30 protein-coding genes are annotated in these 24,004 nt (G+C 70.4%); 22 read left to right on the top strand and 8 right to left on the bottom strand.

Annotated features, from left to right (window positions below; genetic code table 11):
• Positions 1-8 precede the first annotated feature (8 nt).
• Complete coding sequence (locus tag ABT078_RS12770) at positions 9-329, bottom strand: PLD nuclease N-terminal domain-containing protein (RefSeq protein WP_351226783.1); 321 nt, start codon at positions 327-329, stop codon at positions 9-11.
• An 87-nt stretch (positions 330-416) separates the two neighbouring features.
• Here ABT078_RS12770 and ABT078_RS12765 point away from each other — a divergent pair, with 87 nt between their 5' ends.
• Genes ABT078_RS12765 through mqnP form a run of 3 tightly spaced genes read left to right on the top strand, consistent with a single transcriptional unit; the run spans position 417 to position 3,258 of the window.
• Complete coding sequence (locus tag ABT078_RS12765; RefSeq protein ID WP_351226782.1) at positions 417-1,868, top strand: menaquinone biosynthesis decarboxylase; 1,452 nt, start codon at positions 417-419, stop codon at positions 1,866-1,868.
• A 5-nt stretch (positions 1,869-1,873) separates the two neighbouring features.
• Positions 1,874-2,338 carry a hypothetical protein gene (locus tag ABT078_RS12760; RefSeq protein ID WP_351226821.1) on the top strand — a complete coding sequence of 155 codons (465 nt, stop codon included), beginning with the start codon at positions 1,874-1,876 and terminating at the stop codon, positions 2,336-2,338.
• On the top strand, positions 2,335-3,258 hold the full coding sequence (gene mqnP / locus ABT078_RS12755; protein ID WP_351226780.1) for a menaquinone biosynthesis prenyltransferase MqnP: 924 nt from the start codon (positions 2,335-2,337) through the stop codon (positions 3,256-3,258). The genes ABT078_RS12760 and mqnP overlap by 4 nt, the downstream gene beginning before the upstream one ends.
• A 3-nt stretch (positions 3,259-3,261) precedes the next feature.
• Here the strand turns inward: mqnP and ABT078_RS12750 are convergent, their stop codons facing one another.
• Entirely contained in the window at positions 3,262-3,867 is a 606-nt protein-coding gene (locus ABT078_RS12750) for a rhomboid family intramembrane serine protease (protein WP_351226778.1), read from the bottom strand.
• A gap of 92 nt (positions 3,868-3,959) precedes the next feature.
• On the opposite strand from ABT078_RS12750, the gene ABT078_RS12745 reads away from it, so the two are divergent.
• The gene (locus ABT078_RS12745) at positions 3,960-4,634 is read left to right on the top strand and encodes a UbiX family flavin prenyltransferase (protein WP_351226776.1); all 675 of its coding nucleotides are present in this window, start codon (positions 3,960-3,962) and stop codon (positions 4,632-4,634) included.
• A 56-nt stretch (positions 4,635-4,690) separates the two neighbouring features.
• Here the strand turns inward: ABT078_RS12745 and ABT078_RS12740 are convergent, their stop codons facing one another.
• Positions 4,691-4,843, bottom strand: a complete 153-nt coding sequence (locus ABT078_RS12740; protein ID WP_351226774.1) for a hypothetical protein — start codon at positions 4,841-4,843, stop codon at positions 4,691-4,693.
• A 115-nt stretch (positions 4,844-4,958) separates the two neighbouring features.
• Between ABT078_RS12740 and ABT078_RS12735 the strand changes: the two genes are divergently transcribed.
• The 8 genes from ABT078_RS12735 (at position 4,959) to ABT078_RS12705 (ending at position 11,275) form a co-directional block, all read left to right on the top strand.
• Positions 4,959-5,414: an Lrp/AsnC family transcriptional regulator gene (locus ABT078_RS12735; RefSeq protein WP_351226772.1), complete on the top strand. Its 456-nt coding sequence runs from the start codon at positions 4,959-4,961 to the stop codon at positions 5,412-5,414.
• Between the two features lie 90 nt (positions 5,415-5,504).
• Positions 5,505-6,668, top strand: coding sequence for an aminofutalosine synthase MqnE (mqnE, locus tag ABT078_RS12730; RefSeq protein WP_351226770.1), 1,164 nt, complete (start codon positions 5,505-5,507; stop codon positions 6,666-6,668).
• 97 nt (positions 6,669-6,765) lie between these two features.
• Positions 6,766-7,290 (top strand): GNAT family N-acetyltransferase, encoded by a 525-nt coding sequence (locus ABT078_RS12725; RefSeq protein WP_351226768.1) that lies wholly within the window; start codon positions 6,766-6,768, stop codon positions 7,288-7,290.
• A 56-nt stretch (positions 7,291-7,346) separates the two neighbouring features.
• Complete coding sequence (locus tag ABT078_RS12720) at positions 7,347-7,643, top strand: DUF4229 domain-containing protein (RefSeq protein WP_351226766.1); 297 nt, start codon at positions 7,347-7,349, stop codon at positions 7,641-7,643.
• 422 nt (positions 7,644-8,065) lie between these two features.
• Complete coding sequence (locus ABT078_RS12715; RefSeq protein ID WP_351226764.1) at positions 8,066-9,397, top strand: dicarboxylate/amino acid:cation symporter; 1,332 nt, start codon at positions 8,066-8,068, stop codon at positions 9,395-9,397.
• A 164-nt stretch (positions 9,398-9,561) separates the two neighbouring features.
• Complete coding sequence (gene arsM, locus ABT078_RS12710) at positions 9,562-10,347, top strand: arsenite methyltransferase (protein WP_351226762.1); 786 nt, start codon at positions 9,562-9,564, stop codon at positions 10,345-10,347.
• Positions 10,348-10,391: 44 nt separating this feature from the next.
• Positions 10,392-10,466, top strand: a complete 75-nt coding sequence (locus tag ABT078_RS42655) for a 50S ribosomal protein bL37 (protein WP_451077016.1) — start codon at positions 10,392-10,394, stop codon at positions 10,464-10,466.
• A 188-nt stretch (positions 10,467-10,654) separates the two neighbouring features.
• Positions 10,655-11,275: a TetR/AcrR family transcriptional regulator gene (locus tag ABT078_RS12705; RefSeq protein ID WP_351226760.1), complete on the top strand. Its 621-nt coding sequence runs from the start codon at positions 10,655-10,657 to the stop codon at positions 11,273-11,275.
• Positions 11,276-11,466: 191 nt separating this feature from the next.
• Here ABT078_RS12705 and ABT078_RS12700 read toward each other — a convergent pair whose 3' ends face one another.
• Entirely contained in the window at positions 11,467-11,865 is a 399-nt protein-coding gene (locus tag ABT078_RS12700) for a DnaJ family domain-containing protein (protein WP_351226758.1), read from the bottom strand.
• Between the two features lie 57 nt (positions 11,866-11,922).
• Between ABT078_RS12700 and ABT078_RS12695 the strand changes: the two genes are divergently transcribed.
• Positions 11,923-12,405 (top strand): GNAT family N-acetyltransferase, encoded by a 483-nt coding sequence (locus tag ABT078_RS12695; RefSeq protein ID WP_351226756.1) that lies wholly within the window; start codon positions 11,923-11,925, stop codon positions 12,403-12,405.
• Positions 12,406-12,439: 34 nt separating this feature from the next.
• Here the strand turns inward: ABT078_RS12695 and ABT078_RS12690 are convergent, their stop codons facing one another.
• On the bottom strand, positions 12,440-12,583 hold the full coding sequence (locus ABT078_RS12690; protein ID WP_502981208.1) for a hypothetical protein: 144 nt from the start codon (positions 12,581-12,583) through the stop codon (positions 12,440-12,442).
• On the opposite strand from ABT078_RS12690, the gene ABT078_RS12685 reads away from it, so the two are divergent.
• The gene (locus tag ABT078_RS12685) at positions 12,564-12,713 is read left to right on the top strand and encodes an ABC transporter ATP-binding protein (RefSeq protein ID WP_502981207.1); all 150 of its coding nucleotides are present in this window, start codon (positions 12,564-12,566) and stop codon (positions 12,711-12,713) included. The genes ABT078_RS12690 and ABT078_RS12685 overlap by 20 nt on opposite strands.
• A gap of 137 nt (positions 12,714-12,850) precedes the next feature.
• Here ABT078_RS12685 and ABT078_RS12680 read toward each other — a convergent pair whose 3' ends face one another.
• Positions 12,851-13,054 (bottom strand): cold-shock protein, encoded by a 204-nt coding sequence (locus ABT078_RS12680; protein ID WP_017948713.1) that lies wholly within the window; start codon positions 13,052-13,054, stop codon positions 12,851-12,853.
• A 281-nt stretch (positions 13,055-13,335) separates the two neighbouring features.
• Between ABT078_RS12680 and ABT078_RS12675 the strand changes: the two genes are divergently transcribed.
• The gene (locus ABT078_RS12675; RefSeq protein ID WP_351226753.1) at positions 13,336-14,232 is read left to right on the top strand and encodes a menaquinone biosynthetic enzyme MqnA/MqnD family protein; all 897 of its coding nucleotides are present in this window, start codon (positions 13,336-13,338) and stop codon (positions 14,230-14,232) included.
• An 18-nt stretch (positions 14,233-14,250) separates the two neighbouring features.
• On the opposite strand, the gene ABT078_RS12670 is transcribed toward ABT078_RS12675, so the two are convergent.
• Complete coding sequence (locus ABT078_RS12670) at positions 14,251-15,318, bottom strand: alpha/beta hydrolase (protein WP_351226751.1); 1,068 nt, start codon at positions 15,316-15,318, stop codon at positions 14,251-14,253.
• Between the two features lie 185 nt (positions 15,319-15,503).
• Between ABT078_RS12670 and ABT078_RS12665 the strand changes: the two genes are divergently transcribed.
• The 5 genes from ABT078_RS12665 to ABT078_RS12645 all read left to right on the top strand — a co-directional run bounded on the left by ABT078_RS12665 (position 15,504) and on the right by ABT078_RS12645 (position 20,824).
• On the top strand, positions 15,504-17,162 hold the full coding sequence (locus ABT078_RS12665) for a serine/threonine-protein kinase (protein WP_351226749.1): 1,659 nt from the start codon (positions 15,504-15,506) through the stop codon (positions 17,160-17,162).
• 115 nt (positions 17,163-17,277) lie between these two features.
• The gene (gene mqnC / locus ABT078_RS12660; RefSeq protein WP_351226747.1) at positions 17,278-18,477 is read left to right on the top strand and encodes a cyclic dehypoxanthinyl futalosine synthase; all 1,200 of its coding nucleotides are present in this window, start codon (positions 17,278-17,280) and stop codon (positions 18,475-18,477) included.
• A 7-nt stretch (positions 18,478-18,484) separates the two neighbouring features.
• On the top strand, positions 18,485-19,129 hold the full coding sequence (locus ABT078_RS12655; protein ID WP_351226745.1) for an amidohydrolase family protein: 645 nt from the start codon (positions 18,485-18,487) through the stop codon (positions 19,127-19,129).
• A 66-nt stretch (positions 19,130-19,195) separates the two neighbouring features.
• The gene (locus ABT078_RS12650) at positions 19,196-19,891 is read left to right on the top strand and encodes a demethylmenaquinone methyltransferase (RefSeq protein ID WP_351226743.1); all 696 of its coding nucleotides are present in this window, start codon (positions 19,196-19,198) and stop codon (positions 19,889-19,891) included.
• A 21-nt stretch (positions 19,892-19,912) separates the two neighbouring features.
• Entirely contained in the window at positions 19,913-20,824 is a 912-nt protein-coding gene (locus ABT078_RS12645; protein WP_351226741.1) for a glutaminase, read from the top strand.
• 407 nt (positions 20,825-21,231) lie between these two features.
• Here the strand turns inward: ABT078_RS12645 and ABT078_RS12640 are convergent, their stop codons facing one another.
• Positions 21,232-21,747 (bottom strand): GNAT family N-acetyltransferase, encoded by a 516-nt coding sequence (locus tag ABT078_RS12640; RefSeq protein WP_351226739.1) that lies wholly within the window; start codon positions 21,745-21,747, stop codon positions 21,232-21,234.
• 97 nt (positions 21,748-21,844) lie between these two features.
• On the opposite strand from ABT078_RS12640, the gene ABT078_RS12635 reads away from it, so the two are divergent.
• Together ABT078_RS12635 and ABT078_RS12630 are read left to right on the top strand one after the other, a co-directional pair.
• Positions 21,845-23,131: a geranylgeranyl reductase family protein gene (locus tag ABT078_RS12635; RefSeq protein ID WP_351226737.1), complete on the top strand. Its 1,287-nt coding sequence runs from the start codon at positions 21,845-21,847 to the stop codon at positions 23,129-23,131.
• A 599-nt stretch (positions 23,132-23,730) separates the two neighbouring features.
• Positions 23,731-23,886, top strand: a complete 156-nt coding sequence (locus tag ABT078_RS12630) for a hypothetical protein (protein WP_351226735.1) — start codon at positions 23,731-23,733, stop codon at positions 23,884-23,886.
• Positions 23,887-24,004: the final 118 nt, after the last annotated feature.

Below are 24,004 nucleotides of genomic sequence, written 5' to 3'. Positions count from 1 at the left end.
CCTGCCCGTCAGGACTTGCCCGGGTCCTCGTCCCGCCTGGGGTCCTGCCCCGGGTCCTTCGTCGGATCGGTCTCGTCGTCGAGGGACCTCAGGAAGTCCGGGTTGTCGTCCGGGGCCACCCAGCGGCCGCCGCGCTCCGGCCGCGCGGCCGTGCGCTTCTTGCCGGCGACCAGCCAGGAGATCGAGCCGACGAGCGGGAAGAGCAGCACGAGGATCGCCCAGATCGGCTTGGGGATGTGCCTGATCTCCTGCTCGTCGGTGGAGATGCAGTCGATGAAGGCGTAGATGCTGAGCGCCAGCGGCACCAAGAACATCAGTACCCGAAGCATGGGTGGCCCCCTGCGTGCGGAGATTCGGGACCGTGGGCACGGCCCCCGTGACAGCTCCAGCGTAGCGAGTGGCCGATACTGGACGGCATGGCTTACGACGATCTTCGCTCGCTGCTGCGCGCACTGGAGCGCGAGGGCGACCTCAAGCGCATCAAGACCGAAGTCGACCCCTGTCTGGAAGTCGGGGAGATCGTCGACCGGGTCCAGAAGTCCGGCGGCCCCGCGCTCCTCTTCGAGAACGTGCGCGGCTCGTCGATGCCGCTGGCGATGAACGTGTACGGGACGGACCGCCGGCTGCTCAAGGCTCTCGGTCTGAAGTCGTACGACGAGATCAGCACGAAGATCGGCGGACTGCTGAAGCCCGAGCTGCCGCACGGGTTCGTGGGGGTGCGCGAGGCGTTCGGGAAGCTCGGCGCCATGACGCACGTCCCGCCGAAGAAGGTGAAGGACGCCCCGGTGCAGGAGGTCGTCCTGCGCGGGGACGACGTCGATCTGGACCGGCTGCCCGCGCTGTTCACCTGGCCGGAGGACGGCGGCTCCTTCTTCAACCTCGGTCTGACGCACACCAAGGACCCGGAGTCGGGCGTGCGCAACCTCGGGCTGTACCGCCTCCAGCGCCACGACAAGCGCACCATCGGCATGCACTGGCAGATCCACAAGGACAGCCGCAACCACTACCAGGTGGCCGCGCGGCGCGGCGAGAAGCTGCCCGTCGCGATCGCCTTCGGCTGCCCGCCGGCCGTCACGTACGCCTCCACGGCGCCGCTGCCCGGCGACATCGACGAGTACCTCTTCGCCGGCTTCGTCCAGGGGAAGCGCATCGAGATGGTGGACTGCAAGACCGTGCCGCTGCAGGTACCCGCGCAGGCGGAGGTCGTGCTGGAGGGCTGGCTGGAGCCGGGGAAGATGCTTCCCGAGGGCCCGTTCGGCGACCACACCGGCTTCTACACGCCGCAGGAGGACTTCCCCGCGCTGACGATCGACTGTGTGACGATGCGCAAGCGCCCGCTGCTCCAGTCGATCGTGGTCGGCCGCCCGCCGACGGAGGACGGCCCTCTGGGGCGCGCGACGGAACGCTTCTTCCTGCCCTTGCTGAAGATCATCGTGCCGGACATCGTGGACTACCACCTGCCCGAGTCGGGCGGCTTCCACAACTGCGCGATCGTCTCGATCGACAAGAAGTACCCGAAGCACGCGCAGAAGGTCATGCACGCGATCTGGGGCGCGCACATGATGTCGCTGACCAAGCTGATCGTGGTCGTCGACTCCGACTGCGACGTCCACGACCTGCACGAGGTCTCGTGGCGGGCGCTCGGCAACACCGACTACGCCCGTGACCTGACGGTGGTCGAGGGACCCGTGGACCATCTGGACCACTCCTCCTACCAGCAGTTCTGGGGCGGCAAGGCCGGAATCGACGCGACGAGGAAGTGGCCCGAGGAGGGCTACACCCGGGACGGGGGCTGGCCGAACATGGTGCTCTCCGACCCGGACACGGCGGCGCTGGTCGACCGCCGCTGGAAGGAGTACGGCCTGTGAGCCCCATGGCCGTGGGCGGTCCCGCCCTGTTCCTCGGCGCCGACACCCCGTGCGTGGCGCTGGTGCGCCCCGAGCTGGACGTGAACGACCCGGGGCTGCGCCTCGCTGCCGAGCGGGCCGGGGTCTCCCCGGAGGAGTTCGCCGGCCCCGAGGACACGTGGCAGATGCTCGCCGACCGGGCCGACGGCGAGAGCCGCGGCTTCGTCCTGCCCGGCTTCGCCGTCGCCGAGGCCGCCGCGTTCGCGGACGCCCTGCTGACGGCGTTGGACGGCGACGCCGACTTCGCGCTGGACCTCGCGGACGGTGCGCTCGGCCTGGAGGGCCGCACCCGCGGCGACGACCGGGTGGCCCTGCTCGCCCGTGTCACTTCGCCCGACGGCGGTGAGGACCCGCTCGAACTGGAGCTGGGGGCGCTGCCCGTCGCGGACCTCCGCGACGAGCTGGAGGACTTCCGGAGGAGCCTGGCATGACCACCACCGCAGACGGCGTAGTCGGCCCCGGCTCCGCGCCGCAGCCGACCGGCAAGGTCAAGGCGTTCCTGCGGCTGGTGATGATCGAGCACTCGGTCTTCGCGCTGCCGTTCGCCTACATCGCGTCCCTCACCGCGATGTTCCAGCTGGACCGGAACATCCACTGGACCGAGCTGCTGCTGGTCACCGTCGCGATGGTGGGCCTGCGGACCTTCGCGATGGCCTGCAACCGGATCATCGACCGCGAGATCGACGCCCGTAACCCGCGCACCGCGGGACGGGAGCTGGTCACAGGCGCCGTGTCCCTGCGGTCCGCGTGGACCGGGGCGGGCATCGCGCTCGTGATCTTCCTGGGCGCGGCGGCACTGCTCAATCCGCTGTGCCTGGCCCTCGCACCCGTCGCGATCGTCCCGATGGTGGTCTATCCGTACGGGAAGCGCTTCACGAACTTCCCGCACGCGATCCTGGGGCTCGCCCAGGCGATGGGCCCGGTCGGCGCATGGATCGCGGTCACCGGGACCTGGTCCTGGGACGCGGTGATCCTCGGCCTGGCGGTCGGCGTGTGGATCGGCGGCTTCGACCTGATCTTCGCCTGCCAGGACGTCCGGGCCGACCGTGCGGAAGGCGTGATGTCGGTGCCGGCACGCTTCGGGGTGCCGGCGGCGCTGTGGGGTGCGCGGGTGTGCCACGCGGTGACGACGGGACTGTTCGTCTGGTACGCCCTCGCCACCGGCGCCGGCCTCTTCTTCTGGGCGGGACTGGTGATCGTCGCCGTCGCCTTCGGCTACGAGCACACGATCGTGCGCCCGCACGACCTGTCCCGGCTGAACCGGGCGTTCTTCACCGTGAACGGCTTCATCGGCATCGCGCTCTTCGCGTGCGCTCTGCTGGACCTGCTGGTGCGAGGCCTCACGGTGTGAGGCTCACGGTGTGAGCGGGGCCCGCTGCGGAGTGCGGTGGCGGCGGAAGAAGAAGGCCGCCGCCACACCGCCCAGCACACCGAAGAGGTGGCCCTGCCAGCTCACCCCCGACGCGGTGGGCAGCACGCCCCACAGGATCGAGCCGTAGAACGCCGCCACGAGCAGGCCGACCACCACGTCCACCGCGCTGCGGTCCACGAACCCGCGGACCAGCACATAGCCGAAGAGGCCGAACACGACGCCCGATGCGCCCAGCGTGAGGGAGCCCTCGGGTGAGGTCAGCCAGACGCCCAGGCCAGACGCCAGCACGACGGTGGCGACGACCCCCAGGAAGCGGCGTATGCCCCCGAGGGCGGCGAGGAAGCCGAGCACGAGGAGCGGGAACGTGTTGGCCGTGAGGTGGTCGAAGCCGAAGTGGAGGAAGGCCGCGGGGACGATGTCCCGCAGCTCGCCGAACTCGCGCGGCGTGATCCCGTACGGATCGAGGCTGTGGCCCGTCGCGAGGTCGACGACCTCCAGGAGCCACAGCAGCGCCAACCAGCCCAGCATCAGCTTGCCTGCCGCCATCGCCCGGTCGGTCCGGCTCCATTCGAGTGCCCTGGTCGACATCGCGGCCCCCCTGAGGTCTCTGCGTCTCCCCCGGAAACGTCCGGGAGACCTTACTCAGTTCCGCCACCCGGCGGCCGGATAGGCTCGATGCCATGAATGACGCCAACCGCACCCCGTGGGTAGTCGGGGTCTCCGGGGCGTCCGGGACCCCGTACGCCGCCGCCGTGCTGCGCGGACTGCTCGACGCCGGTGAGAGTGTCGACCTGGTGGTGTCGCGGGCGTCGCGGCTCACCCTGCTGGACGAGACCGGCATCGCTTTCCGGGACGCCCACTGGCGCGACGATCTGCGCGTGTGGCTGGAGCGGGGCGCCGACGGCAAGCCCGGCACCTTCGCGGTGGACGAGGCCGCGGACGTACGGCACTGGGCCGCGGGGGACCTCGCCGCGGGACCGTCGTCGGGCTCGTACCCCGTCAAGGGGATGCTGATCGTGCCGGCGTCGACCGCGTGTGTCGCGGGCGTGGCGCTCGGACTGTCGAAGGACCTGCTGCAACGGGCGGCGAGCGTGACGCTGAAGGAGCGCCGGAAGCTGGTGGTCGCGGTGCGGGAGACCCCGCTGAACGGGCAGACCCTGAAGCATCTTGTGGCGCTGGACGAGGCGGGCGCTGTCGTCCTGCCCGCCTCTCCGGCGTTCTACGCGGGGGCGACGCACATCCAGGATCTGGTGGACTTCGTCGCCGGGCGGGTCCTGGACGCGGCAGGGGTGCCGCACCGGCTGTACCGCCGTTGGGAGGGGGAACTGGGTGGTGCCCAGTCCCGAGGTGACTAGGGATCGGACAGGAACCGGGTCCTGCCCGAAGGGGCCTGGGTCCTGTCGGACGGGACCTAGCGCTTCTTGGCCGCGCGGCGGGCGGGAGAGGCCGTCCGGTCGGCGCGTTGCGCGGCGGCAGGCCGGTGAGCACGCGAGCGGCTGGCCAGCTCCTGCAGCTGTCGCATGTGGGCGTAGGCCATCTCGATCGTGTACACGGTGAGCGTCATCTCCTGTATGGATCGTCTGTGATCGTTTGAAAAGATTCACAGGGTGTCGGCCCTGTGTGCCTTAGATTCTACACGTAAACTTGCGGTATCGCTGAATAATGGAAGGCTCAGGCATATGGACGCCGTGGATAGGCAGCTCATCCAGGCTCTGCGCGAGAACGGCAGAGCTTCGTACGCCGAGCTCGGCCGGCTCGTCGGACTCTCGGGTCCCTCCGTCACCGACCGCATCAACCGCCTGGAGGCGGCGGGCGTCATCACCGGATACCGTGCGACCGTCGACGCCGCCTCGCTCGGCCTCGGCGTCACCGCGCTGATCGGCATCTCCCTCTCCGACGCCGCCGACCACGAGGACGTGGCGCGCCGGCTGCGCGACCTCGAGGAGATCGAGGACTGCTGGTTCATCGCGGGCGACGACTCGTACATGCTCAAGGTGCGGGTGGGCGACGTCGACGGACTGGAGAAGACGATCCGCCGGCTGTCCGGGACGAAGGGCGTCTCGCGGACGCGTACGACGATCGTGCTCTCCACGAAGTGGGAGAACCGGGTCGGCGAACTTCCCGAGGAGGCCTAGCGCGGAGCGCTGTGGGGGCGCCCTCGCCCGTGAAGTGCGGGGGAGTACGGTGTGTGAGGCCCGATTGGTTGACGTATGGGAGGCGGCTTGATGGACGCGGGGCTCAAGCGCGAGCTGGAGGAGAAGGTCCGTGCCGGCGAGCGGCTCAGCCGTGAGGACGGCATCGCTCTGTACGAGTCGGACGACCTGGCCTGGCTCGGTGGCCTCGCCCACGAGGTGCGTACGCGCAAGAACGGCGACGTCGTCCACTTCAACGTCAACCGTCACCTCAACATGACGAACGTGTGCACCGCGTCCTGCGCGTACTGCTCGTTCCAGCGCAAGCCGGGCGAGAAGGACGCGTACACCATGCGCATCGAGGAGGCCGTCCGCCTCGCCAAGGCGATGGAGAACGAGAACCTCACCGAGCTGCACATCGTCAACGGGCTCCACCCCAACCTGCCGTGGCGCTACTACCCGCGGTCGCTGAGCGAGCTGAAGAAGGCCCTGCCGAACGTCTCGCTGAAGGCGTTCACGGCGACGGAGATCCACCACTTCGAGACCATCTCCGGGCTCTCCGCGTCCGAGATCCTCGACGAGCTGATCGAGGCCGGTCTCGAGTCGCTCACCGGTGGCGGCGCCGAGATCTTCGACTGGGAGGTCCGGCAGCACATCGTCGACCACCGCACCCACTGGGAGGACTGGTCGCGCATCCACCGCCTCGCGCACGAGAAGGGTCTGAAGACCCCGTGCACGATGCTGTACGGGCACATCGAGGAGCCCCGCCACCGGGTGGACCACGTCCTGAGGCTGCGTGAACTCCAGGACGAGACCGGCGGCTTCCAGGTCTTCATCCCGCTGCGCTACCAGCACGACTTCGTCGACATGAAGGACGGCAAGGTCCGCAACCGCCTTCAGGCGCGGACGACGATGGCGACGGGCGCCGAGGCGCTGAAGACCTTCGCGGTCTCGCGGCTCCTCTTCGACAACGTCCCGCACGTCAAGGTCTTCTGGGTCATGCACGGCGTCCAGACGGCCCAGCTGGCGCTGCAGCACGGCGCGGACGACATGGACGGCTCGGTCGTCGAGTACAAGATCACGCATGACGCCGACAACTACGGCACGCCCAACAAGCTCACCCGCGACGACCTGCTGGAGCTGATCCGCGACGCGGGCTTCCGCCCGGTCGAGCGGAACACCCGCTACGAGATCATCCGCGAGTACCCGGGCCCGGACGCGGACCGCCGCGAGTCGCCGCAGCCGATGCGGGTCTGACGGTCCGGCGGCTCCCCCGGGGCCGGCGGGAGCGGGTGTCCGTTCTCACAGCCGGACGGGTTCCGGGGCAGTCCCGGCCGGTTGTTACCTTCGGGGCATGGCCCTCGTCTTCCAGCTCGATCCGCCCGTTGGGCCCGCCCTGCGCGAGGGAGTGCTCACGCTCTGGGCGGACGTGTCCAACGCGGGTGGGGCCGTGGGCTTCGTACCACCCGTCACGGGGGACGACATACGGCCCGAGTGGCTGAAGCATCTGGCCGGGATCGCCGAGGGGCGCAAGCGGCTGCTCGTCGGGTACGACGAGGACGGGCAGCTCGCGGCCGCAGCCTTCCTCACCCTCAACACGCACCGGCTGATGCGGCACTGGATCTGGCTCTACACCGTGATGGTCCACCCTCGGCACCAGGGCAAGGGGTACGGCCGCGAACTGCTCGCCGCCGCCGCCGACGCGGCCCGTGGACTGGGCGGCATCGAGGCCATACGGCTCACCTGCCGCGGTGGCCTCGGCCTGGAGACGTTCTACGCCTCGTGCGGCTACAAAGAGGTCGGACGAGTGCCCAGCGCGATCCGGGTGGCCGAAGGGGACGACCGTGACGACATCACGATGCTGCTCCCCCTGAACTGATCAATTCGGGACGTGCTTCACTGGACGGGCACGTCAGTGAAGGGAAAGGGGCCGTCGTGTCCGACAGCAAGACGAGCGCCACGCTCCGGTACACGCTCATGCGGCTCGGCGTCTTCGCCGGCTGCTTCTTCGTCCTGTGGGGACTTGTGTACCTGAGGGTGCTGCCGCGCGGCCTCGGTGACTCGAACCTGCTGTGGGTGCTGGTCCTCGCCATCGTGATCTCGGCGCCGCTGAGCTACGTCCTTCTGCGCAAGCAGCGCGACGCGATGTCCGAGCAGATCGTGACGAAGGTCGACCGGGCGAAGTCCCGGCTGGAGGCGAACCGTTCGCAGGAGGACAGCGCCCTCCGGTAATAAGCGGAATGTAAGACTCCTCATATTCGTTCGACACCCCGTACCCGAGCAGCCGCTCCCGTGCGGGGTGTTGGCGTGTTCCGGGGCCTCGAGTGTGGCGGTCTTCCGCTTGGCGGGTTGCCGCCTCAAAGCAGGGCTTTGAGGTTCTCAAAGTTCAAGTGTTAACGTGTTGCCCATGACGACAGCAGTGCGCCCTCACGCCCCCATGAGCCCTCCGCTCGTGGCGCGCCTGCACGTCGATCTCTGCCGCTGTATGTCCGCGGTCTGTTGCCGCTCGGTCTGACCCGGCATCACAGCGGCGCCGCCCTGGTTCGTCCCGGTTCCTCCTGGTCCTCAGGCGCGGGCGCCGCACCCTGTCCTCGTACGCCCCCGTACTTCCCTACGCCCTGAGAGCGTGGGGGACCCCCTGATGGAGTGTGTCCGTGTCCGCGAACTCCGCGACGCCCACCCGCACCAGCCGCATACCCGACGTCCCCTTCTGGGCCCAGATCGTCGCCGGTCTCGTGCTCGGCGCCCTGCTCGGCTGGCTGGCCCGCAGCCAGGACATCGACTGGCTGTACAAGACCCTCGAGCAGGTCGGCGGAATCTTCGTCCAGCTGCTGAAGCTGGCGGTCGCCCCGCTCGTCTTCTTCGCGATCCTTGTGTCGATCACCAACCTGCGCAAGGTCAACAACGCCGCCCGACTGGCCACGCACACGCTGCTCTGGTTCATGATCACCTCGCTCATCGCGGTCGCCATCGGCCTCGCGATCGGTCTGATCACCAACCCGGGCGCGGGCACCGGCCTCACCCCGAAGGACGGCCAGAAGCCGGAGAACGCGGGCTCCTGGATCGACTTCCTCACCGGGATCATCCCGACGGACGTCATCACGCCCTTCACCGAGCTGAACGTCCTTCAGATCGTCTTCATGGCCGCCGTCGCGGGAATCGCGGCGCTGGCGCTCGGTGAGCGCGCCAAGCCGATCCTCACCCTCAGCGAGTCCGTCCTGGAGCTGCTCCAGAAGGCCCTGTGGTGGGTCATCCGCCTCGCCCCGATCGGCACGGTCGGCCTCATCGGCTACGCCATCGCCGACTACGGCTGGGACCTCATCGGCAAGTACGCGACCTTCACCGCCGACGTCTACATCGGCTGCGCGCTGGTTCTGTTCGGCGTGTACCCGCTGCTGCTCGCGACCGTCGCGAAGGTCAACCCGCTGCAGTTCTTCAAGGGCGCGTGGCCGGCCATCCAGCTGGCCTTCGTCTCCCGCTCCTCGGTCGGCACGATGCCGGTCACGGTCAAGGTCACCGAGCGTCTCGGCGTACCGAAGGAGTACACCTCCTTCGCCGTCCCGTTCGGCGCGACGACCAAGATGGACGGCTGCGCCGCGATCTACCCGGCGCTCGCCGCGATCTTCATCGCGCAGATCTTCGGCGTCGAGCTGGGCGTCAAGGACTACCTGCTGATCGCCTTCGTCTCGGTCGTCGGCTCGGCGGCCACCGCGGGCCTCACGGGTGCGACGGTCATGCTGACCCTGACCCTCTCCACCCTGGGCCTCCCGCTGGAGGGCGTCGGTCTGCTGATGGCGATCGACCCGATCCTGGACATGATCCGCACGGCCACGAACGTAGCCGGTCAGGCGCTGGTCCCGGTCCTCGTCGCGGCCCGCGAGAAGATCCTCGACCTCGACGCGTACAACGCGGCCTCGGCCTCGCCGGTCGACGACCAGGAGCCGGCCGACGCCGGGCGGAACGTCGCCGTGCCCGCCGCCGTGTAGCCGCACATCGGCCCGAGACGCCCGTGCCCCGCACCCCAGGACCCTGGGTGCGGGGCACGGGCGTTGTGGTGTCACCCGGGCCCCCTGTGTTGACGTTCGTCGAATCACGGAGGAGCCTTGTTTCGAGAAACATCGATGCGTCGTCCCGGAGGTGGGTCGAGGTCATGAGCGAGCAGCCCGTGAATCTGCGCGAGACCGTCCGCCGGCGGTACGCGGCCGCTGCGGTGCAGTTGACCGAGGGCGGGGTCGCATGTTGCGGGGCCGAGCCCGTCGAGGTCGGGAAGGGTTTCGGATCGGCGCTCTACGCGGCCGACGAGCGCGACCTGCTGCCTGTCGAAGCCGTCGCCGCCTCGCTCGGCTGCGGCAACCCGCTCGCCGTCGCCGACCTCCACGAGGGCGAGCGGGTCCTGGATCTGGGCTCCGGCGGCGGCATCGACGTCCTGCTCTCCGCGCGCCGTGTCGGTCCGGCCGGCACGGTGTACGGGCTGGACATGACCGAGGAGATGCTCGCCCTCGCCCTGGCCAACCGGCGGAAGGCCGGTGCCACCAACGTCGAGTTCCTCAAGGGGACCATCGAGGCCGTCCCGCTGCCCGCGAACACGATCGACGTCGTCATCTCCAACTGCGTCATCAACCTGTCCACGGACAAGTCGGCCGTTTTCGCGGAGGCCTTCCGCGTGCTGGTCCCCGGTGGCCGGCTCGGCGTCACCGACGTCGTCGCCGACGACGGTCTCTCGCCCGAGCAGCGTGCCGAGCGCGGTGACCACGTCGGCTGTGTCGCGGGAGCCCTCTCGTTCGCCGAGTACCGCGAGGGCCTGCGGGCCGCCGGGTTCACCGACATCGAGATCACGCCGACCCATGGAGTCGCGGACGGCATGCACTCCGCCGTCGTGCGCGCCGTCAAGCCGGTCGGCGGCGGTCGTGGTGCGGTCCCGATGGGCCGAAACTAGACTGACGAGGCCATGGATAAGTCCTGAAACAGGGAGATCTGGCCATGTCCAAGCGAGGCAGCAAGCGGCGTGCCCGCAAGAAGAAGAAGGCGAATCACGGCAAGCGCCCCAACGCCTGAGCCGCCCCGTAGTTCACCGGTGCCCCGGATCGAGCGCGATCCGGGGCACCGGTCTGCGAGGGGCCGGGGCGGGCCCCTCACGGACCGACCCGGCTGCCGACGGGCCGTAGGCTTGCCGCGGGGTAGGACCGCGGGGCGGGAGGAAAGCCGGAATGGTCGCTGTGGGTGCCGGAAGGAGCGGCAAGCGGATGCCGCGTGCCGTGCGGGAGCAGCAGATGCTGGACGCCGCGGTGCACACATTCGGGCAGCGCGGGTACCGGGCGGCGTCCATGGACGAGATCGCCGAGCTGGCCGGGGTGTCCAAGCCGCTGGTCTATCTCTATCTGAACTCCAAGGAGGAGCTGTTCACCGCCTGCATCCGGCGCGAGGCCGCGGCGCTGATCGAGGCGGTGCGAGCCGCCGTGGAGCCGGGGCTCCCGGCGGACCGGCAGCTGTGGGAGGGTCTCGCGGCGTTCTTCCGGCACACCGCCGAGCACCCGGACGCGTGGGCGGTGCTGCACCGGCAGGCGCGTACGCACGGGGAGCCGTTCGCCGCGGAGGTGGCGGTGATGCGGGACGAGATCGTGGCGTTCGTGACCGGGCTCATCGGGGCGGCGGCGCGCGAGGCCCACGGGGGCGGGGAGCTCGCCGACCGCGATGTGGCAGGGCTCGCCCAGGCGCTGGTGGGCGCGGCCGAGTCGCTCGCCGGGTGGGCGAACGAGACGCCCGGCGTCTCCGCGAAGGAGGCCGCGGCGACGCTGATGAACTTCGCCTGGGAGGGCCTGGGCAATCTCATGCGGGGCGAGCGGTGGACGCCGTCCGGCCGGTGAGGTGGACGCGTCGCCGGTTCCGCGGGTTCCGCAACTCGAAGGCGCCCTCGTCGTCCGCCGCGTGCTCCACCGTGCCGGGCAGGAGCACGGACGCCCTGAACTCGGCTTCGGCGTAACGGATTTCACCCTCACGGCCGTCGGCGGCCTCCGCGTCACGCGCCCGCGCTACCGCCTCGGCCGCGCCCGGGGCTTCAGCCGCGCCTGAGCCGCCAGTCCCGCAGGACTTCCTCGACGTCGTACGGCTTCTTGCCGAGCGGCGGGCCCGGGGGCGGCATGAGGAGCATCTTGGTGATCTTCTCGTTGATCTCCGTGACGATGCGGCGCACCGCGGTCTCCGAGGGCGCCGAGTAGGCCTTCTCCAGGGCGTCCTCGGCCTCCTTGCGCAGGGCGAGGGCCGGCGGCAGCACGGCGATGCCCTCCTCGTGCATCTTGCCCTTGACCCACCAGAGCTCGTCGTAGGGCGCCCTGTCGTCGGGCAGGGGCTTCCCGAAGCCGGGCAGGTCCTTGAAGTCACCGCGTCGGTTCGCGTCACGGATCTGCCTGTCGACCCACGACTCGAAGCCGACACCCGGGGGCTTGCGCTCGGTCATGCGTTCCAGGGTACGGGCGCATGAGACGGTCGGTGAGGCCTCTGGGACACTCGGAGTGTGCTGATCAGAGACGCGACTGCCGAGGACTGGGACCGGATCTGGCCGTTCTGGCACCGGATCGTGTCCGCCGGGGACACCTACGCCTGGGACCCCGACACCCCCGAGCCCGACGCCCGCGAGCTGTGGATGGCACCCGCGAACCACGTCTTCGTCGTCGAGGACGAGGACGGCGCGCTGGTCGCCACGGCGTACGTACGCCCCAACTACGGCGGCCCGGCCGCACACATCGCGAACGCGGGCTTCATGGTCGACCCGGACCGGGCGGGCCGCGGCCTCGGCCGGCGCCTGGCCGAGCACGTGCTCGACCAGGCGCGTCGGGACGGCTACACCGGCATGGTCTTCAACGCGGTCGTGGAGACGAACCCGGCGCTGAAGCTGTGGGAGTCCCTGGGCTTCCGGACCCTGGGGACGGTCCCGGGGGCGTTCCGGCATCCTGAGCACGGGCCGGTCGGGCTGAGCATCATGTTCCGGGAGCTGTAGCCACCCGAGCCGTGGCCGTCCCGATTCCCGGTGCTCACTTCCGTCTCGGGTCGAGCAACTGCTCCCGCAGGGCCGTCAGATGGTGGGAGGACTCCACCGCCCGGGTCTCTTCCAGCGCGGTGAGGGCGAGGAGCAGGACGTCGGCGATCACCAGCCCGGTGAGCGACTCCGCTGTCATGCGGGGCGGCCGGGCCATGGAGCAGGGGCGGACCGCCGAGGTGCTCGCCGCGCCGCAGCATCCGTACACCCGGCGGCTCCTGGCCTTCGTGCCGCGCCTCGGCCGGGACCCGGCGGCGGTCCCGGCCTGACGGGTGCCGGGGCATCACGGTCCCGCAGGACACTCGGGTCCCGGCCGGGAAAGGCAGGAACCCTGCTCCGTACGTTCTGTACGGAGCAGGGCTCCTTGGGTACTGCTAAGTCGTGCGCGATCGCCGACCCGGGCAACTCAGGCCGGGGTGACGTTCTCCGCCTGCGGGCCCTTCGGGCCCTGGGTGACGTCGAAGTTCACGACCTGGTTCTCCTCGAGGGAGCGGAAGCCGGTCGCGTTGATCGCGGAGTAGTGGACGAAGACATCCGGGCCGCCGCCGTCCTGGGCGATGAAGCCGAAGCCCTTTTCAGCGTTGAACCACTTGACGGTTCCGGTAGCCATAAGCCCTCCTTGGGCCAAAGGGTTGCCCTGCTCCAGAACCTGCAAACAAGTCTGAAAACTACAAAAGCCTGCGGGTCACATGCTCCGCAGGCTCTGTACTGCAAGGGAAACCAAACTGCAACTTGCGTCGAGCGTAGCACGCAGGGTGTTGGGAGCGATAGAGGGAAAGATCACTTCACCCGGATGTTTGATGCCGGCTTGACATGCTGACGGTCATCCGGGTGTTGTGGCGCGGCCGACCCGGCCATTCCCGCCGCGGTCCGGAGGTCTAGCCTCACGATGTGGACAGTCATGCAGAGCCCGCGGAACCCGCGGAGTACGCCGCCGACGACGACGACCGTCGCAGTCGGCCGCGCGTCGGTCACATCCAGTTCCTGAACTGCCTGCCCCTCTACTGGGGTCTGGCTCGCACCGGGACCCTGCTCGATCTCGAGCTCACGAAGGACACCCCGGAGAAGCTCTCCGAGCAGCTGGTGCGCGGCGACCTCGACATCGGCCCCATCACCCTCGTCGAATACCTCCGCAACGCCGAAGGCCTCGTCGCCTTCCCCGATCTCGCGGTCGGCTGCGACGGGCCCGTGATGTCGTGCGTCATCGTGTCGCAGCTGCCGCTGGAGCAGCTCGGCGGTGCGCGGGTCGCCTTGGGCTCCACCTCGCGCACCTCGGTGCGGCTCGCGCAGCTGATCCTCTCCGAGCAGTACGGCGTGACGCCCGACTACTACACCTGCCCGCCCGACCTGGGCGTGATGATGCAGGAGGCGGAGGCGGCCGTACTGATCGGGGACGCGGCCCTGCGCGCCTCGCTGCACGACGCGCCGCGCCTCGGCCTGCGGGTCCACGACCTGGGCCAGATGTGGAAGGACTGGACCGGGCTGCCGTTCGTCTTCGCGGTGTGGGCGGCGCGCAAGGACTACCTCGCGCGCGAGCCCGGTGTCGTGCGGAAGGTCCACGAGGCGTTCCTGGCCTCGCGCGATCTGTCCCTGGAAGAGGTCAAGAAGGTCGCCGAGCAGGCGTCGCGCTGGGAGAGCTTCGACGCCGAGCTGCTGGAGCGGTACTTCACCACGCTCGACTTCCGCTTCGGTCCGGAGCAGCTCGCCGGCGTACGGGAGTTCGCGCGCAGGACCGGGCCGACGACCGGCTTCCCGGCGGACGTACGGGTCGAGCTGCTCGACCTCTGACCCGGGCCGACCCGTGGATCAGGGAGTGGGGACGGGCGCCTGCATGTGCCGGCTGATCCACTGGATCGACCCGTCCTCCATGCCCTGCACATAGGTCCTGGCGTTGTGCTCGCCGCCCTGGACGACCTGCAGCCGCGTCTTGACCGGGCCTTTGGTGTGTGCGCGGATGAAGGACTTCAGGTTCCTCATCCCGGACTCCCTCGTGCCGATCTGGAAGGCCAGATAAACCCGGTTGTCCTTGGTGTCCGGCCTGGCGCCGAGGACGTCGGCGAGCTTCTCGGGGTTGTTCGCCTGCTGTTCGGCGGGGTGTCCCGCCCACAGCGGGGAGTCGGGCACGGTGTCCGGGCCGGAGGCGATGACCGCCTTGAACCTGTCGGGGTGCTGCAGCACCGACTTCAGCCCCACGAAGCCGCCGGAGGACGATCCCATGAAGGCCCAGCCGTCGCGTGAGGTGAACGTACGAAAATTGGCCTTGACGAAATCGGGGACGTCCTCGGTCATCCAGGTGCCCATTTTCGGCTGCCCCGGAATATCGCTGCCGTCGTAGTAATACCTGTCGTCCGGGTTGAGTACGGGCATCAAGACTATGAACGGAAGGCTCTTTTCTTCCTGTGCCCACCGGCTGATGCTGCTCTGCAGCTTCAGGTCGGTGCCCATCCAGTAATTGTTCGGATATCCGTTGCCGCCGGGGAGCGCGATGAGCACGGGGAATCCGCTGCGCGCGTACGCGGGGTCGAAGTACTGCTTCGGGGCCCAGACCCAGACCTTTCCGGTGAAGCCGGACTTCGTGCCGTGCAGCGTCGTGACGCCGATCCTGGTCCCGTCGTCGATGGTGTTCTGGGTGGTGAACTCGGCCTTCGGGCCGGTCGGCATCCGGGTCTTGGCCGCGGCCTCGGCGGCTGCCCGCGAGGCCGCCTTGCCGCCCGACGACGCCCCGGTCGCGGCCCCGGTCGCGGGCGGCTGCGCCGACGGGCCGTCGAAGGAGACCGGGTTCCCCCCGTCCGAGCAGCCCGCGACGAGCGCGACCGAGCCGAGGGCGACGGCGGCCACGAGGACCTTGGACAGGCGCAGACGGCGGCGATTCATCGTGAACTCCGAGGCTTCTGCCGTTTTATGGGCAAGGGGTGGCATTTACGCCCAGGGAGATGAGGGCCACGGCCGATCGGTTGATCCGGGGACGGGCCCAATCCCCGTGATCCGGCCCACCCCGCGTTCTACGCTGTCCCGGACGGACATCGCGGAGTCGGGCGAAAGCCGAATCGGGGGAGCACATGCAGCCGCTGGAAGCGGGCGAGCCGCAGACCATCGGTGCGTACCGGCTGCTCGGCAGGCTCGGCGCGGGCGGCATGGGGCGGGTGTACCTGGCCCGCTCCGAGGGCGGCCGTACCGTCGCGGTCAAGATCGTCCATCCGCACTTCGCGCTCGACGAGCAGTTCCGGGAGCGGTTCCGCCGCGAGGTCGCGGCAGCGCGGCGGGTGGGCGGCGCCTGGACGGCTCCGGTACTGGACGCGGACCCGGACGCGCCCGTTCCGTGGGTGGCGACCGGCTATGTGGCCGGGCCGTCGCTGGGACAGGCGGTCACGGACCACGGGCCGTTGCCCGAGCAGACCGTACGGACGCTGGGCGCGGGCCTCGCGGAGGCGCTGGCCGCCGTCCACGCGCTCGACCTGGTCCACCGCGACGTCAAGCCCTCGAACGTGCTGCTCACGCTGGACGGCCCACGTCTCATCGACTTCGGCATCGCCCGCGCGACGGACGGCACCGCCTCGCTCACCACGACCGGTGTCTCCGTCGGCTCACCCGGGTACATGGCACCCGAGCAGATCGTCGGCAGCGGTGCGGTCACGGGAGCGGCCGACGTCTTCTCACTGGGCGCGGTCCTCGCGTACGCCGCGACCGGCACGGCGCCCTTCCCCGGCGACTCGTCGGCCGCGCTCCTCTACAAGGTCGTCCATGAGGAGCCCGAGCTGGGCGCACTGACGGGGGAGCTGCGGGAGCTCGTCGCCGACTGCCTGGCCAAGGACCCGTCCGCACGCCCGGCCCCCGAGGACGTCGCCCGCCGGCTCGCACCGGGCGGCCCGGGTGCGCTGGTGGCGGGCGGCTGGCTGCCTGGGCCGCTGGTGGAACAGGTCAGCCGGGCAGCGGTACGGCTCCTCGACCTGGAACCGGCCCGGCGGGACGCGGGGTCGGGGCCGGTGCCGTTCACCAGCCATGCGCTGGGTGAGTTCGGCCCCCCGGTCGATCCCTCGTCACTGCCCTCGTCACTGCCGTCGTCCTCCTCGCTGCCGTCCGTGCCACCGGCCCCGCCGCCCGTGACCGATGCGGTTCCGGCACAGGGCGCCCCCGACGGCCGCCTCTCCGTCTCCGTCACCACCAGCACGGAACGCCACCGCCCCGGCGGCGGCCGCAGGGTGAGCTGCACGGTCGCGCTCGCCGTGGCCGGCGCGCTGGCCACGGTGACGGTCGGCGCGGGCATCCTCTTCGACCTCTTCCCGGGCGGCGGCAACAAGTCCGACGCCATGGCGGAGCCGCCCGCGTCGTCGTCCAGCGCCTCCGCGGACGGCGGAGCGCCTCAGGAGGATGACGTACCGGAGACGTTCATCGGGACCTGGGAGGGGACGATCACCGCGTCCGGTCTCCCCGCCGGCACCATGAAGGTCACCATCGGACCCGGCCGCACCGGCGAGCAGATCGGCAAGGCCGAACAGACCGACATCCTCGGCAACTTCATCTGCGAGGACCTGCTCACCGCCACCCGTGCCGACGCGAAGACCCTGGTCGTCGACGCCAGACGCGGCCCGCGCAGTCAGGGCATGTGCACGGAGAGCACGAAGGGCCTCCGGCTCGAACTGAGCGGCGGCGCTCTGCGGTACGTCTCCGCCGACGCGCGAGCCGGAAAGCCGACCGGCGATCTGGCGAAGCAGCGCTGAGGCGGGGCGGCGCCGAGTCCGGGGCATCTGCGGCGGAGGGTGTGCCGGAAGCCGAGCGAAATCGCTGGCGTAGGCTGTTTCGGACCGTCCAGACCCCGCCGAAAGGTGACTCCCGGTGACCGAGAAGGCCGACCTTCAGTCCGTCCTGGACCGTGCCGCCGAGGGCGGACGGATCACCGCCGAAGAGGCGCTCGACCTGTACCGGTCCGCGCCGCTGCACGCGCTGGGCTCCGCGGCCGACGCCGTGCGCCGCCGCCGCTACGCCGGTACGGAGCACATCGCGACGTACATCATCGAGCGCAACATCAACTACACCAACGTGTGCGTCACGGCCTGCAAGTTCTGCGCCTTCTACGCCGCGCCGAAGGACACCGCGAAGGGCTGGACCCGCGACCTCGACGACATCCTGCGCCGCTGCGCCGAGACGGTCGAGCTGGGCGGCACCCAGATCATGTTCCAGGGCGGCCACCACCCGGACTACGGCGTCGAGTACTACGAGAAGCACTTCGCCGCCATCAAGAAGGAGTTCCCGCAGCTGGTCATCCACTCCCTCGGCGCCTCCGAGGTCGAGCACATGGCCCGCATCTCCGGCGTCTCCGTCGAGGAGGCGATCTCCCGCATCCACGCCGCCGGTCTCGACTCCTTCGCCGGCGCCGGTGCCGAGCTGCTGCCCGAGCGGCCACGCAAGGCGATCGCGCCGCTGAAGGAGTCCGGCGAGCGCTGGCTGGAGATCATGGAGACCGCGCACCGACTGGGCGTGGAGTCGACGTCCACGATGCTGATGGGCACGGGCGAGACCAACGCCGAGCGCATCGAGCACATGCGGATGATCCGCGACGTGCAGGACCGGACGGGTGGCTTCCGGGCCTTCATCCCGTACACGTACCAGCCCGAGAACAACCACCTCAAGGGCCGTACGCAAGCCACGATCTTCGAGTACCTGCGGATGATCGCGATCGCCCGGCTCTTCTTCGACAACGTCGCCCACATCCAGGGCTCGTGGCTGACCACGGGCAAGGAGGTCGGCCAGCTTTCGCTGCACTACGGCGCGGACGACCTCGGCTCGATCATGCTGGAGGAGAACGTCGTCTCCTCGGCCGGTGCCAAGCACCGCTCCAACCGTCAGGAGATCATCGACCTGATCCGCAGGGCGGGCCGCGTCCCGGCGCAGCGGGCGACGACGTACGAGCACATCGTCGTCCACGACGACCCGGCGAACGACCCGGTCGACGAGCGGGTCGCCTCGCACATCTCCTCGACGGCGATCGAGGGCGGCACGGCGCATCCGGAACTGAAGCTGCTGAGCGCCAACTGAACCCCTCATGCTGACCGTTCATGCCGCGCCCCTGGTCCTTCCGGTGGGCGCGGCGGCCCTTGTGGACGGCGCGGTGGCCGTCGACGGCGACCGGATCGTGGCCGTCGGCCCGTACGAGGACGTGCTGGCCGCCCGGCCCGGGGCGCGGGTGCGGCGCTGGCCCGGCGTGATCACGCCGGGGCTCCGGCAGTGGAACGGCCGGTGGCTGCTCACGCGGGTCTACCACCCGGACCCGCGCGAGGCGGACGAGCTGGGCACCGAGCCGATCACGGGCGAGGCCTTCGACGCGCTGGAGCTCGACGCAGCCCGTATGGCGGGCAGTGTGCGGCGTGGGCTGCAGCGGATGCTGGCGCACGGCACGACGGCGGTCGCCGGGAGCTTCCCGGACACCGTGCGGTCGGCGGTGGACCGCTCCGGACTCACCGTCGTGGCCGCCGTGGGCGCTCCCGGATTCCTGTTCTCCGGGCCGAACCTCGATCCGCTCGTCGCGGGCCTCGACCTGGCCGGCTCGGTGCACGCCCCGCTGACCGTCGGCGGACGCGCCGACCTGGCCGCCTTCGACGTGGCCGACGAGACGGCCCTGCTGGAGCGCGGCGCCGGTACGTGCGTCGCGACCGTCCTCGGCGGACGGCTGGTCCACCGCCGCCGCTGAGTCCCTCCGCGCGTCCAGCGTGCCCTGCCCGCGCTCCGGCCGGGGGCGAGCGGCACAATGGGGGGCGTGACCCGAGCCTCCCTGGACAAGCAGCCGCACGAAGTCGCCTCCATGTTCGATGGTGTGGCGGCGAACTACGACCTCACCAACGACGTGCTCTCGCTCGGCCAGGACCGGCGCTGGCGCAAGGAGGTCGCCAAGGCGGTCGACGCGCGCCCCGCCCAGAAGATCCTCGACCTCGCCGCCGGTACCGGCACGTCCTCACTGCCGTTCACCCGCACCGGCGCGTACGTCGTGCCCTGCGACTTCTCGCTCGGGATGCTGCGCGAGGGCAAGAAGCGGCACCCGTGGCTGCCGCTGACCGCGGGCGACGCGACGAAACTGCCGTTCCGGGACGACGTCTTCGACGCCGTCACCATCTCCTTCGGCCTGCGCAACGTGCACGACACGGACCAGGCGCTGCGCGAGCTGCACCGGGTGACCAAGCCGGGCGGACGCGTCGTGATCTGCGAGTTCTCGCACCCGACCTGGACGCCGTTCCGGACCGTGTACGAGGAGTACCTGATGCGGGCGCTGCCGCCCGTGGCCCGCGCGGTGTCGTCCAACCCGGACGCGTACGTCTATCTCGCCGAGTCGATCCAGACGTGGCCCGAGCAGGCCGAGCTCGCCGGGCTGCTGCAGAAGGCCGGCTGGTCGAAGGTGGCGTGGCGGAACCTGAGCGGCGGGATCGTGGCACTGCACCGCGGCACCAAGCCCCAGTAGGACCCGGCCCGGCGCACGCCCATGGACTACCAGGCACTGCTGGAGCAGGTCGCGGCGGACGTGGCCCCGCTGGTCGGCAGCGGGACCCTCGCCGAGTACATCCCGGCCCTCGCCTCCGTCGACCCGAACCGCTTCGGCATCGCCCTCGCCGACCTCGACGGCAAGGTGTACGGAACCGGCGACTGGGAGCACCCCTTCTCCACCCAGTCCGTCACCAAGCTCTTCGCCCTCGCGCTCGCGCTCTCCCTCGGCGGCCACGACCTGTGGGAGCGGGTGGGACGTGAGCCGTCCGGCAACCCGTTCAACTCGCTCGTCCAGCTGGAGTACGAGCACGGCATCCCGCGCAATCCGTTCATCAACGCGGGCGCGCTCGTCGTCACCGACCGACTGCTCACCCTGACAGGCGATGCGAGCAGTGAACTCCTGGAGTTCCTGCGGGCGGAGAGCGGCAACCCGGACGTCGCCTTCGACCCTGAGGTCGCCGAGTCCGAGGCGGAACACGGCGACCGCAATGCGGCGCTGGCCCACTTCATGGCCTCGTACGGGACCATCGCCAACCCCGTCCCGACACTCCTCGAGGACTACTTCTGGCAGTGCTCGATCGAGATGAGCTGCGCCGATCTGGCGCTCGCGGCGCGCTTTCTGGCCAGTCACGGGCTGCGGGCCGACGGGACGCGGCTGCTGAGCCGCAGCGAGGCGAAGCAGATCAACGCCGTGCTGCTGACGTGCGGGACGTACGACGCGGCAGGTGAGTTCGCCTACCGGGTCGGCCTGCCCGGCAAGAGCGGCGTCGGCGGCGGGATCGTCGCGGTCGTGCCGGGCCGGTGCACGCTGTGCGTCTGGAGCCCGGGGCTCGACCGCCAGGGCAACTCGGTGGCGGGGGTTGCGGCGCTGGACCGCTTCACGACGCTGACGGGGCTGTCGGTGTTCTAGGGCGTGCTCGTGCCGGTGCGGGTGGGTGGGGCGTGGGCCGCTGCGCGGGGCCCACGCGGCGGAGGCGCACATCGGCACACACCGGCGGGGCGCCACGCTGAGCCCGTTGGAGGCACCCCCAGGCGGACCTCTGGGGGAGATCGAGACGGACAGGCGGCGCCACCGCGCGGTACCGGTCGTGTCGCCGGGGAGCTGGGGGAGCCGAGGGCTTGCCCTCCGTTCGGGGAGGGGCGGGCAGGGGAAGTGCCCCCCGTTCGGTGGGGCGGCGCTGCCGGTGGACGGCCTCTGCTTCCCGTTCGCGGTCGTGTGGGTGCCGATCGGTGCGGCCGTGGCGCTGCCGGGCCGGGTGGAGGACGTCGCGGCCGAGCGGCGGCCGGTGCTGCTGCCCTGATCCGCAGGAACAGGCCCTACAGCGTGAGGCCGAAGCAGTACCCCGTCCGCTCCGACACCGGCGTCGTGAACGTCTCGGCCAGCTCCATGCCGAGCCGCCGCGTCACCGCGATCGACCGCTCGTTGCGCGCGTCCACCATCGCGACGACGCGCGTGACCCCCGCCGCCCTGACCCGCTCCAGCGCGGCACGGGCGGCCGCGGTCGCGTAACCCCGGCCCCAGGCGCGGCGAGCGAGCCGCCAGCCGATCTCGATCTCGCCCGTCGGACCCCACGCGTGCGGCCACGGCTGCGCCCCCGTGAAGCCGATGACCTCGCCCTCGGCGTCCAGCAGCGTCCACAGGCAGAAGCCGCGCTCCGCGTCGTGTCTGCGCTGCCGGGCCGTCAGCTCCTCGTACACGGACAGCTCCGCCGGGGCTCCCCCGTGGAACTCCATCACGTCCGGGTCGGCGAAGACCCGGTGCCAGGCCAGGGCGTCCTCGTCGGTGGGCACACGCAACTGCACGACCGGCGCGGCGGGAAGCGTTTCGCTCATGGGACAACCCTTCGGTTCGTGGATCACTACGCCCCCATAGACTGCACAGGTCCAGTGCTTTTAAGCACGCGAAATCGAGTCTTCGGGAGTCCACGCCGTGACCGAGCCTCTCTCCGAGCACACCGCAGATGTGATCGTCGTCGGCGCGGGCCCGGCCGGTTCCACGACCGCGTACTACCTGGCCAAGGCCGGGCTCGACGTACTCCTCCTGGAGAAGACCGCGTTCCCGCGCGAGAAGGTCTGTGGCGACGGCCTCACCCCGCGCGCCACCAAACAGCTCGTCGCCATGGGCATCGACATCTCCGAAGAGGCCGGCTGGCTGCGCAACAAGGGCCTGCGCATCATCGGCGGCGGCGTACGGCTGCAACTGGACTGGCCGGAGCTGGCCTCGTACCCGGACTACGGGCTCGTACGCAAGCGGGACGACTTCGACGAGCAGCTGGCCCGGCAGGCGCAGAAGGCGGGCGCGCGGCTGTACGAGCGCTGCAACGTCGGCGAGCCGATCATCGACGACCGCACCGGCCGCATCACCGGCGTGCACGCCAAGCTCGGCGAGGAGAAGACCCCGGTCACCTTCCACGCCCCGCTCGTGGTCGCCGCCGACGGCAACTCCTCGCGGATCTCCCTCGCGATGGGCCTGCACCGACGCGAGGACCGCCCGATGGGCGTCGCGGTCCGCACGTACTTCACCAGCCCACGCCACGACGACGACTACCTGGAGTCCTGGCTGGAGCTGTGGGACCGCCGCGGCCCCGGCGAGGACCGGCTGCTGCCCGGCTACGGCTGGATCTTCGGCATGGGCGACGGCACGTCCAACGTCGGGCTCGGTGTCCTCAACACCACCGCGTCCTTCAAGGAGCTGGACTGGCGCGAGGTCCTCAAGGCCTGGTGCGCCTCGATGCCCGAGGACTGGGGTTACGTGCCCGAGAACATGACGGGCCCGATCCGCGGCGCCGCCCTGCCGATGGCCTTCAACCGTCAGCCCCACTACACGCGCGGTCTGCTGCTCGTCGGCGACGCGGGCGGCCTGGTCAACCCGTTCAACGGCGAGGGCATCGCGTACGCCATGGAGTCCGGCCAGATCGCCGCGGACGTCATCGTCCAGGCGCACGCCCGGGCCACCCCGGCCCAGCGCGAACTCGCCCTCCACAACTACCCGAAGGTCCTGAAGGACACCTACGGCGGTTACTACACGCTCGGCCGCGCCTTCGTGAAGCTCATCGGCAACCCGAAGGTCATGAAGATCGCGACGCAGCGCGGACTGACGCACCCGGTGCTGATGAAGTTCACGCTGAAGATGCTCGCGAACCTGACGGACCCGACGGGCGGCGACGCGATGGACCGCATCATCAACGGGCTGAGCAAGGTGGCCCCGAAGGCCTGAGCGCCCGTCCGCGCTCCCGGTCCCGGCGGACCGGCCCGTCCGTGCTCCCAGTCCGCGCGGACCGGCACGTCCGTCCGTACGGACGCCAGTACGTTGCGGCCGTGGTCCGCCACGGCTCCGGTCCCGGCCGCCGCTTGCACGGGCTCTCTGCCGTCGTCCGCGGGGTTGTCCTCGCGGGCGTCGTGGCGTCGCGGCGACGGGCTGGTACGTCACCCGTCCTGTCGCGCCGGCCTGCACCTTCGCCGTCTCGAAGCTGACCGACGGGAGCGGCGAACCCCGGCCGGACGGCAACGGGGTGGTGTGGTCCGACGAGGAACTGGCCCTGCGTGCCCATCACGACGCCATCGCCGCACGGCGGTGCGAGGCGCCACGGCCTCGATGGCAGCGGTGGCCCGGCTGAACTGCGATGCGGCGCACCGCGGTTCACGCCGTGTTCGTTCAACCGCCCACCGACCGGTCCTGGCTGGGCGGGGACTTCACCCGCCGCGGCGGTGTGCTCCCCTTCACCCTGGGAGACCGGCCGGGCTCCTGGGGCACCGGCGCGGACGACGTCCCGCCCTCGTACACCGACGGCAGCGACAGCCGCAACAACGTCGGGAGTGGCGGCCGAGTGGGACGACAGGTCGACCACGGACAAGGCGGTGGGCGAGACCCTGGACTCGTTCACCATCACCAAGTACGACGACGGCAGGAAGTACGTGACCGAGGACGGCGTCGCGGTCCCCGCTCCTGGGGGCGCGGCCTCCCGTCGCTGAGCGGAGCACAGCACCTCTGCGGCGCGTGTACGCGCTGTAGAGGTGCTGTGGCCGTCCGTGCCTGTTCCCTTCCGGCTCGACCGTCCCCTCCCTAACCTTCCTGACGTATTCCTGACAA

Source organism: Streptomyces sp. NPDC002133 (genome assembly GCF_040296405.1).
GTDB lineage: Bacteria > Actinomycetota > Actinomycetes > Streptomycetales > Streptomycetaceae > Streptomyces.
Note: the sequence above shows the minus strand (reverse complement) of the source record. Positions and strands in the feature narration are given on the sequence as shown.

Bases quoted from the DNA above. Each gene is read 5' to 3' on its own strand.
- ABT078_RS12770 (WP_351226783.1), bottom strand. From the start codon at position 329: ATGCTTCGGGTACTGATGTTCTTGGTGCCGCTGGCGCTCAGCATCTAC.
- ABT078_RS12765 (WP_351226782.1), top strand. From the start codon at position 417: ATGGCTTACGACGATCTTCGCTCGCTGCTGCGCGCACTGGAGCGCGAG.
- ABT078_RS12760 (WP_351226821.1), top strand. From the start codon at position 1,874: ATGGCCGTGGGCGGTCCCGCCCTGTTCCTCGGCGCCGACACCCCGTGC.
- mqnP (WP_351226780.1), top strand. From the start codon at position 2,335: ATGACCACCACCGCAGACGGCGTAGTCGGCCCCGGCTCCGCGCCGCAG.
- ABT078_RS12750 (WP_351226778.1), bottom strand. From the start codon at position 3,867: ATGTCGACCAGGGCACTCGAATGGAGCCGGACCGACCGGGCGATGGCG.
- ABT078_RS12745 (WP_351226776.1), top strand. From the start codon at position 3,960: ATGAATGACGCCAACCGCACCCCGTGGGTAGTCGGGGTCTCCGGGGCG.
- ABT078_RS12740 (WP_351226774.1), bottom strand. From the start codon at position 4,843: ATGACGCTCACCGTGTACACGATCGAGATGGCCTACGCCCACATGCGA.
- ABT078_RS12735 (WP_351226772.1), top strand. From the start codon at position 4,959: ATGGACGCCGTGGATAGGCAGCTCATCCAGGCTCTGCGCGAGAACGGC.
- mqnE (WP_351226770.1), top strand. From the start codon at position 5,505: ATGGACGCGGGGCTCAAGCGCGAGCTGGAGGAGAAGGTCCGTGCCGGC.
- ABT078_RS12725 (WP_351226768.1), top strand. From the start codon at position 6,766: ATGGCCCTCGTCTTCCAGCTCGATCCGCCCGTTGGGCCCGCCCTGCGC.
- arsM (WP_351226762.1), top strand. From the start codon at position 9,562: ATGAGCGAGCAGCCCGTGAATCTGCGCGAGACCGTCCGCCGGCGGTAC.
- ABT078_RS12705 (WP_351226760.1), top strand. From the start codon at position 10,655: ATGCCGCGTGCCGTGCGGGAGCAGCAGATGCTGGACGCCGCGGTGCAC.
- ABT078_RS12700 (WP_351226758.1), bottom strand. From the start codon at position 11,865: ATGACCGAGCGCAAGCCCCCGGGTGTCGGCTTCGAGTCGTGGGTCGAC.
- ABT078_RS12690 (WP_502981208.1), bottom strand. From the start codon at position 12,583: ATGACAGCGGAGTCGCTCACCGGGCTGGTGATCGCCGACGTCCTGCTC.
- ABT078_RS12680 (WP_017948713.1), bottom strand. From the start codon at position 13,054: ATGGCTACCGGAACCGTCAAGTGGTTCAACGCTGAAAAGGGCTTCGGC.
- ABT078_RS12670 (WP_351226751.1), bottom strand. From the start codon at position 15,318: ATGAATCGCCGCCGTCTGCGCCTGTCCAAGGTCCTCGTGGCCGCCGTC.
- ABT078_RS12665 (WP_351226749.1), top strand. From the start codon at position 15,504: ATGCAGCCGCTGGAAGCGGGCGAGCCGCAGACCATCGGTGCGTACCGG.
- ABT078_RS12655 (WP_351226745.1), top strand. From the start codon at position 18,485: ATGCTGACCGTTCATGCCGCGCCCCTGGTCCTTCCGGTGGGCGCGGCG.
- ABT078_RS12645 (WP_351226741.1), top strand. From the start codon at position 19,913: ATGGACTACCAGGCACTGCTGGAGCAGGTCGCGGCGGACGTGGCCCCG.
- ABT078_RS12640 (WP_351226739.1), bottom strand. From the start codon at position 21,747: ATGAGCGAAACGCTTCCCGCCGCGCCGGTCGTGCAGTTGCGTGTGCCC.